Genomic DNA, 16,163 nt, shown 5'->3' with positions numbered 1-16,163 from the left:
AATCACAAATAACAAATGACAAAAATCCTACTCGTTGAAGATGATGAATTGTTTCGGCTTGGTCTGCGGATGAGGTTGCAACAAGAAACTAGTTTGGAGATTGTCGCAGAAGCAGAAGATGGGGAACAAGCTGTAGAATTAGCAAATAGCTATCCCCTGGATTTGGTCTTACTGGATGTAGGTTTACCAGGCATTGGCGGGATTGAAGCTTGTCGTCAAATCAAGCAGAAGCACCCAAATTTACCAATTCTTGTTTTAACATCTCGTTCTGAAAAACCCCTGATTTCGCGGTTAATTGCTGCCGGGGCGCAAGGTTACTGTCTCAAAGGTATTCCTGCTGAATCTCTGATATTGGCGGTGCGATCGGTTGCAGCAGGGGCTTCTTGGTGGGATCAAACGGCAACAACAGAAATTAGAGCAGCTTTTGAGGGAAACTTTACGGCGATACTGCCTGCAAAAACTGAGGAATCCTTAGAAAATCCCTTAACGAAGCGAGAGCAAGAAATTTTGGCACTGGTGGCAGCTGGTAAAAGCAATCAAGAAATTGCCGACATTCTCTACATTGCCCCTGGTACAGTACGGGTGCATGTCCATGCTATTTTGCAGAAACTAGAAGTACGCGATCGCACTCAAGCCGCAGTTTTAGCTATCCAGAAAGGATTGGTAGCAGCAGAATTTTTGATTAATTAAATTAAACATTCAAACTTTGCTTTCACTACCTTTTTGCGTCAGTGCTGATCTAGATAAACTGGATTTATTAATTTTTAACCCCAATAAAATTACATAATATTTAATGGGTCTACATCTATCGTTAAGCTAACAGATTGGGGACATATATCTCGCACTTCTTCCCAATCTGGCAATTGTGGTAATGCATCGGGAGCAAATTTAATCAATATCTGCCAGCGATAACGATTAGCTACCCGTAAAATACTTGCTGGTGCTGGCCCCAATATCTCGAATTCTTCTTCTGTACTCAAGGTTGTGGCGATAATTTGCGCGGTATTTTGCACTTGAATCGGATCAAGACTACTTAAGCGCAACAAAATTAACCGCCCGTATGGCGGATAATTGAGGGCTTGCCGTTGTTCTAATTCAGCTTGGGAGAAAGAGTGATAATCGTGCGATCGCACTGCTGCAATTACCTGATGCTCTGTAGTATAAGTTTGTACAATTACCCTACCTCGATCATCACCTCTACCAGCACGTCCAGCTACCTGAGTCAAGGTTTGAAATGCCCGTTCACTGGCGCGATAGTCTGATAAATTTAGCAATCCATCGGCGGCGACAACACCCACAAGTGTCACCTGCGGTAAATCCAAACCTTTGGTGAGCATTTGCGTTCCTACTAATAAATCTGCTTCCCCGTTGGCAAATTGGGTAAGTAGGGTTCGGTGTGAACCTTTGTTGCGAGTGGTATCGCTATCAAAACGAATCAAGCGCAACTCTGGGAACTGTCGCGCTAATTCCTGCGTTACTCGTTGAGTACCGCTACCGAAGAATTTTAGATAAGGGGAACTACAATCAGGGCAAAATTTTGGATGCGATCGCCCATAGTTACAATAATGACAACGCAATAATTCCGGCGCTTTTTCTTCGGTGTGGTGATACGCCAGGGACACATCACAGTAAGGACATTCCAACACATATCCACAACTGCGGCACGATACAAAAGTACTGTGTCCCCGGCGATGGATAAATAAAATCCCCTGTTGTTTTCTTTCTTGTAACTGTTGCAAAGCTTCTTGCAATGATCTACTAAATATAGAACGATTTCCCTGCTGCAACTCTTGCCGCATATCGACTATTTCCACTGGCGGTAGAGGGCGGGAGTTTATGCGTTCGGGCAAACTTAAGTAATAACTCCTAGCTCCTTCCTCCTGGCTCCTGACGCTTACCCAACTTTCTAACGAAGGGGTAGCGGAACCTAATAGCAAGGGACAATTTTCTAACTCTGCTCGCCACTGGGCGACGGTGCGAGCGTGGTAGGTGGGTATGGGAGAGTCTTGCTTAAAGCTGCTGTCGTGTTCTTCATCTAAAATAATTAAACCCAAGTTGGGCAAAGGGGCAAAAACGGCGCTACGAGTACCAATCACAACTTGAGGTTCTCCAGTGAGCATTTGTCGCCAAGTGTCGTAACGTTCGCCGTCGGAAAGGGCGCTGTGATAAACGTTGACTTTATTGCCAAAGCGGGCGCGAAAACGGTCAGTTAGCTGGGGTGTAAGTCCAATTTCTGGGACTAAGACAAGGGCGGATTTGCCTTGATTGAGTAAAGGGGCGATCGCTTGCAAATATACTTCCGTTTTTCCCGAACCTGTCACTCCATGCAACAAAACTTGAGCAAATCCATCTAGAGTCTGGATTGTCGCCAGGGCGCTAGCTTGGGCTGCATTTAATGACTTTGGTTGATCTTTATCTAATGCTGGGCCTTGTTCCCTTCGCAATACTTCCCGTTCTTCGATGACGATACAGCCCTTTTCTTCTAACCCTTTTAGGGTAGGGGTAGTTGTCTTACAAATCTGTAGGAACTCATTTAGCCACAACTCGCCACCACAATCCCGTAGCACTTTTAAAATTTCCCGTTGACGCTTGTTTAGATCAATGTAAGATCCATCGGCAACTAACGTGACTACTGGTTTTGTCTGGGGTTGAGAATATCTAAGTAATTCCACATAACTTTCTGCCCAATTGCGTTCTAGTAATTGCTTCTTTCCATAGTCAAATCCTTGAATCTGGCGTTTGAGGAATTTGAAACTGTAGTCCCCATCAACTTGAGATTGCAAAATTTTGAGAATTTGACGAGCTGCGGCTGAACCAAGGAATTCTATTGCACCATTGGGAATATTTTCTCGCTTGAGCCGAATGCGATGCTGCGATCGCCCCAATAATCCCGGCGGCAACGCTATACGTATCACCTGAATTAGTTGTGTGTAATAATACTTTGATACCCGTTCCAGCAGAGTAAAGTAACTATCTCCGATGAAATCCCTCTGAATCACATCTTCTACTTCCCGGATTTTTTCTGGTGCTAAATCTGCTGGGGGTTTTGCCAATATACGAATAGCTACCCCTCCCACCTGTTGAGAACCAAATGGCACACTCAAAATATCCCCTGGTTTTACTTCTAACTTGGCAGGTAATCGATACGGATACAGTTTCTCCCCTTTCTCTAATTTCATTGAGGCTCCTGGACAGTCTACCAATACCTCAACCCACCGATTAACAGCTGCACTTAACTGATACGATTCCCCAGGTTCAGCCACCACCACATGAGATAAATTTACGTCATTAATATACATAGTTTCTGACTTTATAGTTAAACTTTTTACTCACATAGCTATTCACAATTAACCTGGCTCATTAAACTTTATTTTTTTACTTTATTAGACATAAATTGTATTTCTCAATACTGTTATCCTTCATAATACTTGATAAGTTTCCTCTTATGTAATCTACTAGACAATTTTGTCTCTTCTATACGTGCAATAAATATTTGGTGCCTGCTCTACAAATAAAAGCATCTCGGCTAAGTCTACAAAAGTTACTTCAACTACTAAATAGGGAGTAGCGTTTTTCCGCCTATCGATAGATATTCAAGCCTTTCTGCATATGAGATGCTTTTATACAAGTAAGAACATCCAGAAAATAGGCTCCCATTTAAGCTCCCATTATTGTAATTTGTATCATCTGGGTAACTTGAATCGGGAATACATAACCCTAGCACCAGGTTTTTGATTTATCCAGTGACTTCTAACACCTCAAAATTAAAAATAAATATTTAGAAAAATATATGAGAGTTTAAGAAATTTGGATGGGTAGCTGAGATTTTTATGTTTGTTAAGGTTGAGAAAGTTTGAGGGGGTTTGACATATTTGGTAATTAAGAAAAAAATGAAGAATATAATCTGTTAAGAACCTGAGAAGAAAGTTTTGTTGGGTGCGAAGGCCAGTTTCGTTATAGGTTGTATCTAACCGTAACCCATAAGTGGTAGGTAGATGCCGATTTTTATTCTTGAAGATAAATTAGCATAAGCCTGTATTTCGCTATATAAACGGGTGCATTCGTCCCTTAGGGAAAACTACCAAGCCTCAAACGAGTAGCTGTAACTAAATTATGTACCAAATAAAGCAACAATCCCTAAAGAAAACTATGAATATTGTTGAATTGGGAAAAATGGAAATACTGGAGAACACTGCTGATATTGAAGAACCATCACTCGATAGCTTAGATGCAGTAGCAGATGAAGAACCTCCAATTCTAATAGAAAATCTGGAATCAGACGAACGCGACGGGGATGAGATGGCGGCGGCTCGTCCTTCGGGATACAATAAAACCGAGCATGATGATGCCGTAGGCGCGTTTTTTAAAGAGATGGCGCGTTATCCGCTCCTAAAAGCTGATGAAGAGGTAGAGTTAGCGCGGCGAGTTAGGTTTCTAGAAGAAGTTAGGGAATTACAAGCTGCCTTACACTTAAAACTGGGACAGGAACCTACCAAGCTAGAAGTAGCTTCCGAGCTAGAAATGACGGAAAAGCAATTAGAAAATCGCTTGTATCAAGGTAGAGTAGCGAAACGTAAAATGATTCGCTCGAACTTGAGATTGGTAGTTTCTATTGCCAAGCGATATCTGAATCGGGGAGTGCCTTTTCTGGATTTAATTCAGGAAGGAGCAATGGGTTTAAATCGCGCTACAGAAAAGTTCGATCCTGATAAGGGATATAAATTTTCTACTTACGCCTACTGGTGGATTAGACAAGCAATTACCAGGGCTATAGCTAACGATGCGCGGACAATCCGGCTACCTATTCATATTGTTGAAAAGCTTAACAAGCTGAAAAAAGCCCAACGGGAACTCAAACAAAAACTCTGTCGCAATCCTACTGAAGGCGAAATGGCAGAAGCTTTGGAAATTAGTGTGCAACAACTACGTCAACTGCAACAACTACGCCGTCAAGCACTTTCTCTTAACCACCGCGTCGGTAAAGAAGAAGACACGGAATTGATGGATTTGCTAGAAGATGAAGATAATCTGTCTCCAGAAGCAAAAATGAATGAAAACATGATGCGTCAGGAGATTTGGGAAGTCTTGGGTGACGTGTTAACTCCACGAGAGAAAGATGTAATTTCTCTACGCTATGGTTTAACGACCAGCGAACCCTGTACCTTAGAAGAAGTTGGCAATATGTTTAATCTTTCTCGTGAGCGAGTCCGACAAATTCAAAGCAAAGCCATGCGAAAATTGCGGCGTCCCCACATAGCCAAACGCTTAAAAGGTTGGTTGATTTAATTACATTGATGAAGATAGAGATGCAATACCTGACCTTATTAACTCTACCAACGAACATGGATAAAATAAAGTGCAAAACTTGAAATTTAGTCGGGGAACCGGTGCGTTGCGAAGGTTCTCTCCCTTGTAGCAACTGGCGTTATGTTATGGACATTTGTCCTAACGCACCTAAATTCATAATGCTGCCGTCCTCTCGGCAATAACACATCGGACAAAACTTGCTCTTGATTAAATCCACCTTTCTAAGAAATTTAGAGAGTTTGTATCTGTATATTATATTCTTCAGCTTCGCCTACTCCAATTCGCAAAAACCAGGCGTTTTATAGGTTTTTTAGGCTTTTGTTTAGTAATAACTCAAAAAATTTGCACACTTGCCTATAGACTATGGACTATGGACTATAGACTATAGACTAATGACTCCGTGTAGCAATTTGATTGTGCGTTTTGCTGAACCAGCTGATTGCAGCGTACTGTTTAAATTAATTCAAGGGCTTGCTGAGTATGAAAAATTATCTCACGCTGTCACTGGCAATGCTCTAGCACTTAAGGAGCATTTATTTGGTTCGCACAAGTATATAGAAGCGATTTTAGCAGAATCTGGGGGTCAAGCTGTTGGTTTTGCCCTATTTTTTCATAATTATTCCACATTTTTGACCAAGCCAGGAATTTATCTGGAAGACTTGTTTGTTTTACCAGAATATCGCAGGCAAGGTATTGGTAAAGCTCTAATTACTAAAGTAGCTCAGATAGCTGTAGAACGTGATTGTGGACGGTTAGAGTGGAGTGTGTTGGATTGGAACGAATCAGCTAAAGCATTCTACCGTAGTATGGGAGCATCTATATTAGATGATTGGCAAATTTGCCGTGTCACAGAAGATATGCTTCCTCATATTAATTCTTTGTGAAACTGCACAAAATAAAGCTTGGTCAGACTTGGGGCAAAATCTCTAAGTTCTGGATCAACCTCACCTAATTTTAAATTTTGGATTTTGGATTGTGAATTGAATATTCTTGCGTTCCATTATTTATAAATGTTTGAGAGCAAGCGAATTTCAACGCGAAAAGAATTTTTTTATCCAAAATCCAAACATTTTATGCCTTGCCCACCTCGGCTACCTCAGTGCATCACCTGACTTGATTGCTGGGATGAATTTAAATTCTATTATCCAAAATCCAAAATTGATTGACAGGTAGTTGGTATCAGTTAGGATCTATGAACTAAAGAACAAAGGATGAAGTAAGACAATTTTCATCTTGAACATTTTATCCTTAAACACATATCATTTGTTGGTTATCAAGTATTTAAATTTATATAAACTTGCATTTTCATCATCAGACATCGCTCTGTACTAACACCTCTGAATCTAAAACCAGGAATATTCAAAATCCAAAAACTTTCAAAGGAAGTTTGACAGATTGTCGTTTGACTATGGCAGCAGTTCAACTGACAATTATGGAGGATATTGCACCAAATAAGCCGTTATTCCAGAGAGAGAACACCAAATGAAAAAAGTTATTACAGTAATGCTTTTAAGCATAGCAATCTTCACGTTTGCCTTCAGTAGTCCAGTATTGGCAGCAGATGCTGTTAGTGGAGCTAAAGTATTTAGTGCCAATTGTGCCTCTTGTCACGCCGGAGGTAAGAATCTGGTTCAAGCGCAAAAAAACCTGAAGAAAGATGCTTTGGAAAAGTTTGGTATGTACTCAGCAGAGGCAATTATTGCCCAAGTTACAAAAGGTAAAAATGCCATGCCTGCTTTCGGCAAACGTTTGAAACCTAACCAGATTGAAGATGTAACTGCTTATGTGCTTTTACAAGCAGATAAGGACTGGAAGTAGACTAAAATCTAACTTCAATGATTAACAATTAGTGGGGCTTTTTGTCCCGCTAATGTTATACTTGCCAAAATTGTCAAATCGGATGTTTATGACTGATTTTTGGTGATTATTTATCAGTATAATTATTGCTTTACCTTTAACTTTTTTGAATCCATCCGCACATTTATCAGCTATATTTATCACGTAAATTACAGCGGGTGATTTCTTAGAATTGGGTGGAGATAAGATGGGGTGCGATGATTACCAGGTAGCAATAGAGAATTTCAATTAGGCAATTGAACTTCAGAAATATTTTGCTATAGCTGATAGCGATCGCTAATTTATAAAAAATATCTGAGTACTTTGAAAACCAAGGAAAGCGAGTTACCTACAAAAAACTCTAGATTTACTCAAGAGTCTACAACAAAAAATTTCGTTTGCAACGGAAATCGCTCTTTTCTAGCACTGTCAGGGTTATACAAGGTATCCACTAGCTTGAAAAATCTGTTCTGCTGTTAAATTTAATTTGGGGAAAGTAGGTGAGATGATGCGTTCCCCGGAGGGGTTGCCGCAGGCATCGCTACCTCGAAACTGGCTGACTTGGTATTCTCCATCAATTGAGGTGTAGAGGGAGACAGTTGGTTGTTTGGGGTTTGTCAGGATATTTAGCAATGAATTTATCGAATGTAACTGGTTTGCGTAAGGTTTGAATCATTCTATTTTGTTTGCGAAGCTTCCAGTTTTATCAAGGCTAATGTAATTCGTAATTGCTACAAGGGGAGAGACTTTGAGGCTTATTGCCCTTAGCCTTTTGGAGCCTAGCTTGCTTATGAACAGCAATTTATCTAACCCTTGGAGATCGCACTCTGGGAATTTGAGCGCCTGAGAAAGAGTAAAGGATATCTCAACTCAGAGTCAGATCATATTACCAGTAGAACCGAGATCACACTTCAATAAGTTCATCTTGGCTAAACTAAACATTTTACTATAACAAATGCTCACCTAGTAACTGAAATTATGGCAATGAAAAGAGCGGAGCGCAAAGATTCTAATCATGACAACGCTGTTAATAATCCTCACTCACGGCAGAAAGAACCAACTCCTCCTTATGAGTTAAGACTTTCATTGATGACCGTCCGTGCCAATCTTGAGGAAACTGTATCTCAACCTGATGAGTGCCAAGAACGTGCAAAAGAATACCAGGAAGCTGCATCCCAACTAATTCATGTTCAACGAGAGATTCAAACTTACCAAATTGAGGCTAATGAATTAAAAGAGCGTGTTTCTCAAAATTATCGCTTTTATATTAATGAGCCAGAAAATCATCAAAAGATGCTCTACCTTTATAACGAAGAAAAAACTAAAATATTCCAGTTATTTCATGTTTACCAGCGAGAGATCCAAACTTGCCAACTCGAAGGTAATGACCTAAAAGAGCGAGTTACTCAAAATTACCAGTTATATATTAATGAACAGCAAAGTCACAAACAAACCCTCTGCCTCTACAACGCAGAAAAAGTGAGAGCGACTGAATTGCTTACCAAATATGATGCAGTAAACTCTGAACGAGAAATGTATTTGACTTTATACAATGAGGCAAAAGCAGAACTCAAGCATGAGCGACGTTCTAAAGCTGGTATTAAGGGATGGGAAACTCGCCGTAAAGCTGAGAATGAACGACTAAAACGGGAAATTGCCCAGATGATTGTGCTACTACGTGAATCCTTAGAAAGTAAAAATGAAGCAGTAAACAGTCTTTACGTTGTAGCAGAACGTATGGATCGGATTCAATCTCTAGTTGATTCGGTAGAAGAAGAAACAACTAACAATCCTATAGGTTTGGTACAAAGGTTTAAACGCATCTGGCTGGCTATTAAAGATATACTTTCTGAATAAATAAGCATACTTATGAGCAAAAAATCGCTCCCAATCATGCGAAAACAAGGTAAAGCAAGGCTGGGAGATCAAATTCGCAGTATTGCTGATCGCCTTAAACAAGAGACTGATGTACAAATAAAAACAACTTCTCGGATTTTAGGGGCTGCTGCTCAAATTGCCGAAAATCAGGATCGACTTATTAGTGAAGTAGTTGATATGGTTGAGTCAGACCTTAATGTAAAGAAACAGGTCTCTCAGAAACATATTTATACTATTGATATTATAAAACAACAGTTTAAAACATTACGGGATGCAAAGGTTCACTTTAATCTGAAAGTTAGTAGTTGGGAATCGCTAGTTAATAAATTAAATGCTGCATCTTTCCAAAGAACCATAATACACAATAAACCTCAATTCAATCATGCTTTGACAGACAATCATGTGATCAAAGGTGAAGTTAATCATAAGAGAATTGAAAAATTAATAGTTTTTTTAGAACCTGATGTTGCAGAAAGATTTCCCAATTCGGAAGCAGTAAATGAAGGTCTGCGTTTTTTAATTAGAGTTACAAGTAAAAATAGTTTTTGAAACTATGATGTTGTTAGCCATAAAAATTGTACATACTTCACGTAATTAAAAACTGCTATATAGCAATTCTCATTTGAATCAGGGACACGGCAATGCCCATTGGTGTCAACTTAAGCGCAAACCAGTTTAAAACCTCGTTTCCAGGCAGAGGCTGGAAATACTCTTCAATTGCTGCTCTGCCGCTAGTCTTGAGGCGGAGCCTCACATTAGGCATTCCCAGTCTCTGACTGGGAACGAGACACACCAGACACGAAACAATCTCTAAAAGCTTGTTCTAGAAAGGCTTTCACCTTAAGTTGACACGTATGGGCAATACCGTGTCCTACCTTGTATCTGTGTTTACCTGTGGTTAATTATTTTTTTCTATATCTTAACCATGCGGGAACCGCTATAGCCCTACTTAATCATTTGTGAACAGCAAGATTCCCGATTTCTCATAGAAATTGGGAATCTCAGTCATGGAAATATGACAGCGTGTCTTTTGACATGATTTTACTATTACAGCAACAATATTACGTGGTAACTGTTTTTAGTTGGTGTGAAAAAGAACGTGAAAAAGGATTATTTGTTACTAACAGTTGCTTTACCGGGTTTACTGATAGCGTTTCCTGGCTTTGCTGCTGAGAGTGAAATTAAGCAGAGAAATACTGATAAATCAACCGAAGTTATTTCAGATATTCCGAGTTTAAGTGAAATCGAGCTACCCGCTATTAATGCTGAATTATTAACTCAACAATCTGCTCCGAGTGAAGTTAATCCAGAAAATCAGCCAGAAACAGAGCAAACTCCGAGCGATGATCCAGACATTACTATAGAAGCGATCGGAGAAAAAGATAACCTACCTCAATCTACTCCAACTTACGTAATTGATAAAGAAGAAATTCAAAAGCAGGGCGCTACAAGTTTAGCCGATATTTTGAAAAGAATGCCTGGTTTTGCGATCAATGATGTAGGTCATGGTGCAGATACTCACACAGGTACGTACTACCGCGGAGCCTCAATTAATCAGTCTGTATTTCTGATTAATGGCAGACCAATTAACAATAATGTCAATATTTATCATGGTGGAACTGACTTAAATAGCATTCCTGTAGAGGCTATTGAACGAGTGGAATTATACAGTGGGACAGCCTCTGCTTTGTATAGTTCATCAGCCTTTGGGGGAGTTGTGAATATTATCACCAAGGAAGGTTATGGCAAACCTAAATTGAGTGCTAGTGCAGAATTTGGCTCATTGAGTTTAAATAATCAACAAGTGAGCTATGGTGGTTCATCTGATAATGTAAAGTACAACTTCAGCTTTGAAAGATTCTTTACAGATAACCGTTACCGCGTCCCTGTAGGTGCAGCCAATCGTGATAGTCAGGGTTTTTTATCAAATGCAGACACAGCTACAAGTACTTATTTTGGTAGCATTGGACTAGATTTAGATAAAAAAAATTCTTTGAATTTAGATGTTACTAAACTCAGCAGTCGTCGCGGTTTAATTTATTTTGGTTTTCCTCTTCAAAGAGATAGATTAGACCACGATGGTTTAAACGTTGGCTTATCCTGGAAAACTCGGCTAGGTAATGGAGAAAGCTCTAACCTGACAACCTCAATTGGTTATAACCAAGATTATTTCAGCACCTATGGCCCTACAGGAGCATTTTACCGTATAGGAGCTTTAGATACACAACAACTCACAGCCAGGGTAGATCATGAGTGGAAAGTTACTTCCAGTAATAAATTACGCTGGGGATTAGATTTGAAAAACACCGACTTAACTGGTGATGTTTTGAGTACAAATCCTAGTAGTATTGGCAAGAACGAAACTGAAGATAGGAATTTGTTGAATACAGCTTTATTTGCTGTCAATACTTGGAATATTAGTGATAACTTTTTGATAGATTTAGGGCTAAGGCAAACCTTTGACAGTCAGTTTGGAAATTATCTCAACCCTAGTGTTGGGTTACGTTATGCCATCACACCAATAGTAGCAGTGCGTGGAAGTTGGGCAGGGGGACAACGCAATCCTGGGTTAGATCAGTTGTATGTTTATGATACAGTTCATGGTTGGGAACCTAATCCTGATTTAAGACCGGAAACTGGCTCTACTTGGAGTGCAGGAGTAGATGTCAATTTTTCGGAAAATCTGATTGGACAGTTTACTTACTTTGGTAGTAGTATAGGCGATCGCTTGGGAGTAATAGATGGAAAATGGGCAAACATTGGGCTGGTAGATACCAATGGTTTAGAGGCAGCTTTGCAATTAAGAATTGCGGCTGGCTGGTCAACTTTTCTTAACTATACTTATACAGATTCCCAAATAAAAACAGGATCAGAGAGAGGTTTGCAATTGGGTTTGATTCCCTACTCTGTACTCCAAAGCGGTGTAGGTTATGAAAATGCGGGATGGCAGGCTAACTTGTATGTTACTTACAATAGTGGCGCTCGTAGAGCCTTCTTTACTAACCCTGGTGACAAGACTACAGACTTTGCACCATCTTTTGTAAATTTAGATTTGAGCGGTCGTATACCTTTAAGTAGGAATTTAGGACTGACAGTTTACTTAGAAAATCTACTAGGTGAGCAATATGAGCGAGTTAATCGTATCTATAGCCCTGGATTCACTTTTCGTGTGGGTTTAAGCGCCAATTTTTAGGTATTAAATCTAGAGATTTTGTCATTGCAAAATCTCTAAATTATTGGGATAAATAGGATTATTTGAAATTTTTTAAAGATTTTTTTGGTAAAGACGACACACCGCCATCCAATATGGTGCGTTAGGCTAAAGCCGCAATGCAGGCTACTCATACCAATTTTTTGTGAAACTGTACAAAATCAGGCTTGGTGAAACAAGGGGCTTGAGTAACTGGTTCTATCAACCTCAGAGGTAATCGGTATTAAGATTTACTTTTAATCTAAAATCCAAAATTGCTATGAGAGCCAGAATTGAAAATAAAATACTTTTTATCCACCACGAAGATTTGCCAGAGTTTAAGAAGGGTGGTTCGGTGGTGCGGAACTCTTATTTCTGGGCGCTACGTTCAATTGCTGGTCAAGCTTCCCGTTATCGTGATTGGGAATACGAACCGGAGGTTTGGTTAGCGCTTTCCCGAATGCTTTTGTCGTTTGCTGAATCTGGGTATTTGGGTCTTAGAGAAACCTTGCTGGAGTTTCCTTTTTCTCAAGGGGAAATTCCTAATGTGCTGCGAGATGTGTCCACTTTTGAGTAGGGATGCTGGGAGTAAGGGAGGCAGAGCCTCAAAGTAGGCATTCCCAGTCGGAGACTGGGAACGAGGTAATCTCTCAAAGCTTTCTTGCTTACTATAAACCTTTAATGATGTGGTTCAAATACATTGTGAATTAGTATTATGCAGGCGGAGTGACTGAAGTTGAGATTAGTTCTCTGACATGAACTGCGGAATCTTGTTGTAATGCTGATGCCACGATCGCTTCACATTCAACTATACTTAACTGAGCGATCGCTTGCTTGACTCCAGCTATACTTTGAGGATTCACGCTCAACTCATCCAGCCCTAAACCTAATAAAATTGGTGTTGCTAAAGTATCTGCTGCCAATTCTCCACATAATCCTACCGAAATCTCTGCCGCATGGGCAGCTTGGATAGTTTGCTGCACCATTCGTAACACTGCTGGGTGTAGCGCATCAACCAAATTTGCCACGCGGGGATTAGTGCGATCGCTAGCCATGACGTACTGACTCAGATCATTAGTACCTATACTAAAGAAGTCTACTTCAGCAGCTAACTGATCGGCGATCGCCACAGCTGACGGAACCTCCACCATAATCCCCACTTTTATCGCTGCATCAAAGGGGATACCAGCTTGATTTAGTTCCGCCTGCACTTCACCCAAGATTGTTTTAGCTGCACGTACTTCAGTTACAGTCGCAATCATCGGCAACATGATCTTAATTTGATGTCCCACACTGGCTCTCAAAATTGCCCGTAACTGAGTTTTGAACAAATCTAAATGATCCAAACAAAAACGAATCCCTCGCCAGCCTAAGAAAGGGTTAGCTTCTCTTAACCCTACTCTCAAATAGGGGAGTGGCTTATCACCACCTACATCTAAGGTACGAATAATCAACGGACGATTATTTAAAACTTGGGCGATCGCCTGATACACTTCTAGTTGTTCTTCTTCAGTGGGGGCGCTTGTCCGTTCGAGATAGAGAAACTCAGTGCGGAGTAGTCCCACGCCTTCTGCACCACTAGCCACAGCAACTTGGACATCACTTATACTACCAATATTTGCGAAGACGCTAACTTGCCGACGATCACGAGTAATTGCTGGCTGGTGTGCCGTAGCTCGTGCTTGCTGTTGGGCAGTTTGCCAAGCTGACTGCTTTGCCGCCAGTAAATCTAGGATATGTGATTCTGGTTCTACCCAAGCTTTGCCGCTTTCACCATCAAGTGCCATAAGTGTACCATCTGCCAAGTGCAACACCTGAGCATCTACTCCCAAGACTGCGGGAATACCCAATGTCCGGGCGATAATGGCGCTGTGGGAAGTGGCGCTACCTGAAGTAGTACAAATACCCAACACCTTTGTCGGATCTAGTCCAGCGGTATCTGAGGGAGTTAAATCAGTCGCCACCAAAATCGCCGGTTCATCAAGATGCACTTTTGCAGGGGCATTCCCAGCGAGTAATCGCAGCACTCTTTGCCCGACATCCACAACATCATCAACTCGCTCTTGCAGATAAGAATCTTCAAGTGTGTGATAGGAAGTCGCTACTTCATCTACTACGGCTTGCCAAGCGGCTTCAGCATTTAGATGATGTTCTAAGATGCGCTCTTTAGCTGCTTCCAACAATACTGGATCTTCTAAAAATAGTAGTTGGGCGTCAAAGATGGCGGCTTCAGCATCACCAATTTGAATAGATGCTTGTGAAAAAACTGCTTGGATTTCCTGTCGGGCAGTGTGAATTGCTGCTTGTACTCGTTGCCACTCTGCCTCAGGATCATCTACGTGGTATTCCCTAATCGAAATATGCGTGGGTTGATAATGAACAATGGGTGCGATCGCTATTCCACTAGAAGCTGCAATTCCCAAAAGTTCGCCGTGAGTTGCTGGAGTAACTTCATGGTGAAATGCTGGTGGAGAATTCAAGGCAACATTATCTTCACCCTCCGGGTTCGGCAGTCCAACGCCAGTCGCCTGCGACGGGAAACCCGTCTTCAGCGCTGGCTTCTCTTTGTTGGAACAACAAGACCGGGCTGCCTCACCAAAATTATTTGCGAATAATGCCTGTAATGCCGCCAGCGCCTCATCTGCATCAGAACCAGTAGCAGTAATTACTAGTTCGTGTCCTTGACGTACCCCTAAAGTTGTAACTTGATTAATACTGTCACCCCTGACTAGCTCAGTATTTCTGGTTAAATTCTGCACCAGAATTTGGGATTGAAACCGGGCTGCGGTTGCTACAAACTGGGCTGCGGGACGGGCGTGTAATCCTAAGCGATTGCTCACAATCAGCCGGATTTCTGGCGTTGGTGATTCTATATTAGTTGTTGTTGAGGTGACAACTGACAACGGCCTACTAACTACACCCAATTGAGTTGCTTTTGCTAGCAGTGCGCCGCGGGCTTCTGCCATGACTTGGTGAATATCCTTACCAGATGCCGCAGCCACGACAGCAGCGATCGCCCCTTCTACTAGAGGTGCTTCACACAGATATACTTTTTGCTGCTGTGCTTCTGAGAGAAACTCTATTGCCATTTCTGCACTCAGCAAAGCACTACCCAAATCCATTAACACCAAGACACCATCATCAGAGAAAACAGAAGCGATCGCTTCATAAACCTGGATAGGATCTGTACCCAGTGGGTTTTCCGGATCTTCAATACCTGCTGCAACAGCTATAGGGACTTGGCCGTGAACCATTTGCGCGGCGAGTTCCCGCACACCCAAAGCTAGTTGTTTACTGTGAGAAACGATGACAATTCCGATCACTGCCACACCGCCAACCTTGTTGAGAGGTTTGTGTTTAGCTAGTTATCCATTTCATTTTCCCATTCTGTACCGCTAAAAACAGCGCTGATCTTGATTACAATTGCAACTTCCCGAAAATATTCCGGTCTTTCCAGCTATAAATGCGAACAAAATAGCCTTCTTTTACAGAAATACATGATGTCCACTCATAAACTCCATCGCTAGCAGTAGGAGAAGAAATGTTTTGGATAAGTTTGTTTCCATCGTACAACTTAATCGAGACATCACCGTCAAAATTATCCCGCCACAATATTAAATAAGGTTGATCCTTCTTTGGAAGTACTTTCTTCACTCGCTGACTGATCAAGATGTATCGGTAAGTGACAATGGCACCCACTCCAACCCTCCCCTTACCAAGGGAAGGGAGTAAACTTGCTCAATTTCCCCCCTTTATAAGGGGGGATTAAGGGGGGTCTATTAATATTTGTGCAAGAGGTCTAATCTAGATTTTGATATAACCCAGGTTTTGAAGTCCAACTTTGAGCCTCAGAAGGTCAACTTTGAGCCTCAGAAGGTCAACTTTGAGCCTCAGAAGGTCAACTTTGAGCCTCAGAAGGTCAACTTTGAGCCTCAGAAGGTCAACTTTGAGC

The 16,163-nt window shown here is 41.2% G+C and carries 12 protein-coding genes and 1 pseudogene; 8 read left to right on the top strand and 5 right to left on the bottom strand.

Features of this window, described 5'->3' with window-relative positions; genetic code table 11:
• The first annotated feature begins 15 nt into the window (after window positions 1-15).
• Complete coding sequence (locus tag V7K35_RS11310) at window positions 16-690, top strand: response regulator transcription factor (protein WP_335078974.1); 675 nt, start codon at window positions 16-18, stop codon at window positions 688-690.
• A gap of 89 nt (window positions 691-779) precedes the next feature.
• Here the strand turns inward: V7K35_RS11310 and priA are convergent, their stop codons facing one another.
• Window positions 780-3,299 carry a primosomal protein N' gene (gene priA, locus V7K35_RS11305; RefSeq protein WP_335078972.1) on the bottom strand — a complete coding sequence of 840 codons (2,520 nt, stop codon included), beginning with the start codon at window positions 3,297-3,299 and terminating at the stop codon, window positions 780-782.
• A gap of 814 nt (window positions 3,300-4,113) precedes the next feature.
• Here priA and V7K35_RS11300 point away from each other — a divergent pair.
• The 3 genes from V7K35_RS11300 (at window position 4,114) to petJ (ending at window position 7,125) form a co-directional block, all read left to right on the top strand.
• Window positions 4,114-5,286, top strand: a complete 1,173-nt coding sequence (locus V7K35_RS11300; RefSeq protein WP_335078970.1) for an RpoD/SigA family RNA polymerase sigma factor — start codon at window positions 4,114-4,116, stop codon at window positions 5,284-5,286.
• Window positions 5,287-5,699: 413 nt separating this feature from the next.
• A complete protein-coding gene (locus V7K35_RS11295) occupies window positions 5,700-6,191 on the top strand; it encodes a GNAT family N-acetyltransferase (RefSeq protein WP_335078968.1) in 492 nt (163 codons plus the stop codon).
• A gap of 598 nt (window positions 6,192-6,789) precedes the next feature.
• Complete coding sequence (gene petJ, locus V7K35_RS11290) at window positions 6,790-7,125, top strand: cytochrome c6 PetJ (RefSeq protein WP_335078966.1); 336 nt, start codon at window positions 6,790-6,792, stop codon at window positions 7,123-7,125.
• 453 nt (window positions 7,126-7,578) lie between these two features.
• On the opposite strand, the pseudogene V7K35_RS11285 reads toward petJ, so the two are convergent.
• A pseudogene (locus V7K35_RS11285) lies at window positions 7,579-7,758 on the bottom strand (Uma2 family endonuclease); the annotation flags it as partial.
• 369 nt (window positions 7,759-8,127) lie between these two features.
• Between V7K35_RS11285 and V7K35_RS11280 the strand changes: the two are divergent.
• Window positions 8,128-9,000: a hypothetical protein gene (locus V7K35_RS11280; protein ID WP_335078963.1), complete on the top strand. Its 873-nt coding sequence runs from the start codon at window positions 8,128-8,130 to the stop codon at window positions 8,998-9,000.
• A 12-nt stretch (window positions 9,001-9,012) separates the two neighbouring features.
• Window positions 9,013-9,570: a hypothetical protein gene (locus V7K35_RS11275; RefSeq protein WP_442939714.1), complete on the top strand. Its 558-nt coding sequence runs from the start codon at window positions 9,013-9,015 to the stop codon at window positions 9,568-9,570.
• Window positions 9,571-9,625: 55 nt separating this feature from the next.
• Here V7K35_RS11275 and V7K35_RS11270 read toward each other — a convergent pair whose 3' ends face one another.
• Window positions 9,626-9,784 carry a hypothetical protein gene (locus V7K35_RS11270; protein WP_335078959.1) on the bottom strand — a complete coding sequence of 53 codons (159 nt, stop codon included), beginning with the start codon at window positions 9,782-9,784 and terminating at the stop codon, window positions 9,626-9,628.
• Window positions 9,785-10,120: 336 nt separating this feature from the next.
• On the opposite strand from V7K35_RS11270, the gene V7K35_RS11265 reads away from it, so the two are divergent.
• Together V7K35_RS11265 and V7K35_RS11260 are read left to right on the top strand one after the other, a co-directional pair.
• The gene (locus V7K35_RS11265) at window positions 10,121-12,214 is read left to right on the top strand and encodes a TonB-dependent receptor plug domain-containing protein (protein ID WP_335078957.1); all 2,094 of its coding nucleotides are present in this window, start codon (window positions 10,121-10,123) and stop codon (window positions 12,212-12,214) included.
• A 277-nt stretch (window positions 12,215-12,491) separates the two neighbouring features.
• Entirely contained in the window at window positions 12,492-12,788 is a 297-nt protein-coding gene (locus V7K35_RS11260) for a hypothetical protein (protein ID WP_292771956.1), read from the top strand.
• 136 nt (window positions 12,789-12,924) lie between these two features.
• Here V7K35_RS11260 and ptsP read toward each other — a convergent pair whose 3' ends face one another.
• Window positions 12,925-15,534 carry a phosphoenolpyruvate--protein phosphotransferase gene (gene ptsP, locus V7K35_RS11255; protein WP_335079618.1) on the bottom strand — a complete coding sequence of 870 codons (2,610 nt, stop codon included), beginning with the start codon at window positions 15,532-15,534 and terminating at the stop codon, window positions 12,925-12,927.
• Between the two features lie 94 nt (window positions 15,535-15,628).
• Complete coding sequence (locus V7K35_RS11250) at window positions 15,629-15,910, bottom strand: hypothetical protein (RefSeq protein ID WP_335078955.1); 282 nt, start codon at window positions 15,908-15,910, stop codon at window positions 15,629-15,631.
• Window positions 15,911-16,163: the final 253 nt, after the last annotated feature.

This window comes from Nostoc sp., from assembly GCF_036917275.1.
Classification (GTDB): domain Bacteria; phylum Cyanobacteriota; class Cyanobacteriia; order Cyanobacteriales; family Nostocaceae; genus Nostoc.
Note: the sequence above shows the minus strand (reverse complement) of the source record. Positions and strands in the feature narration are given on the sequence as shown.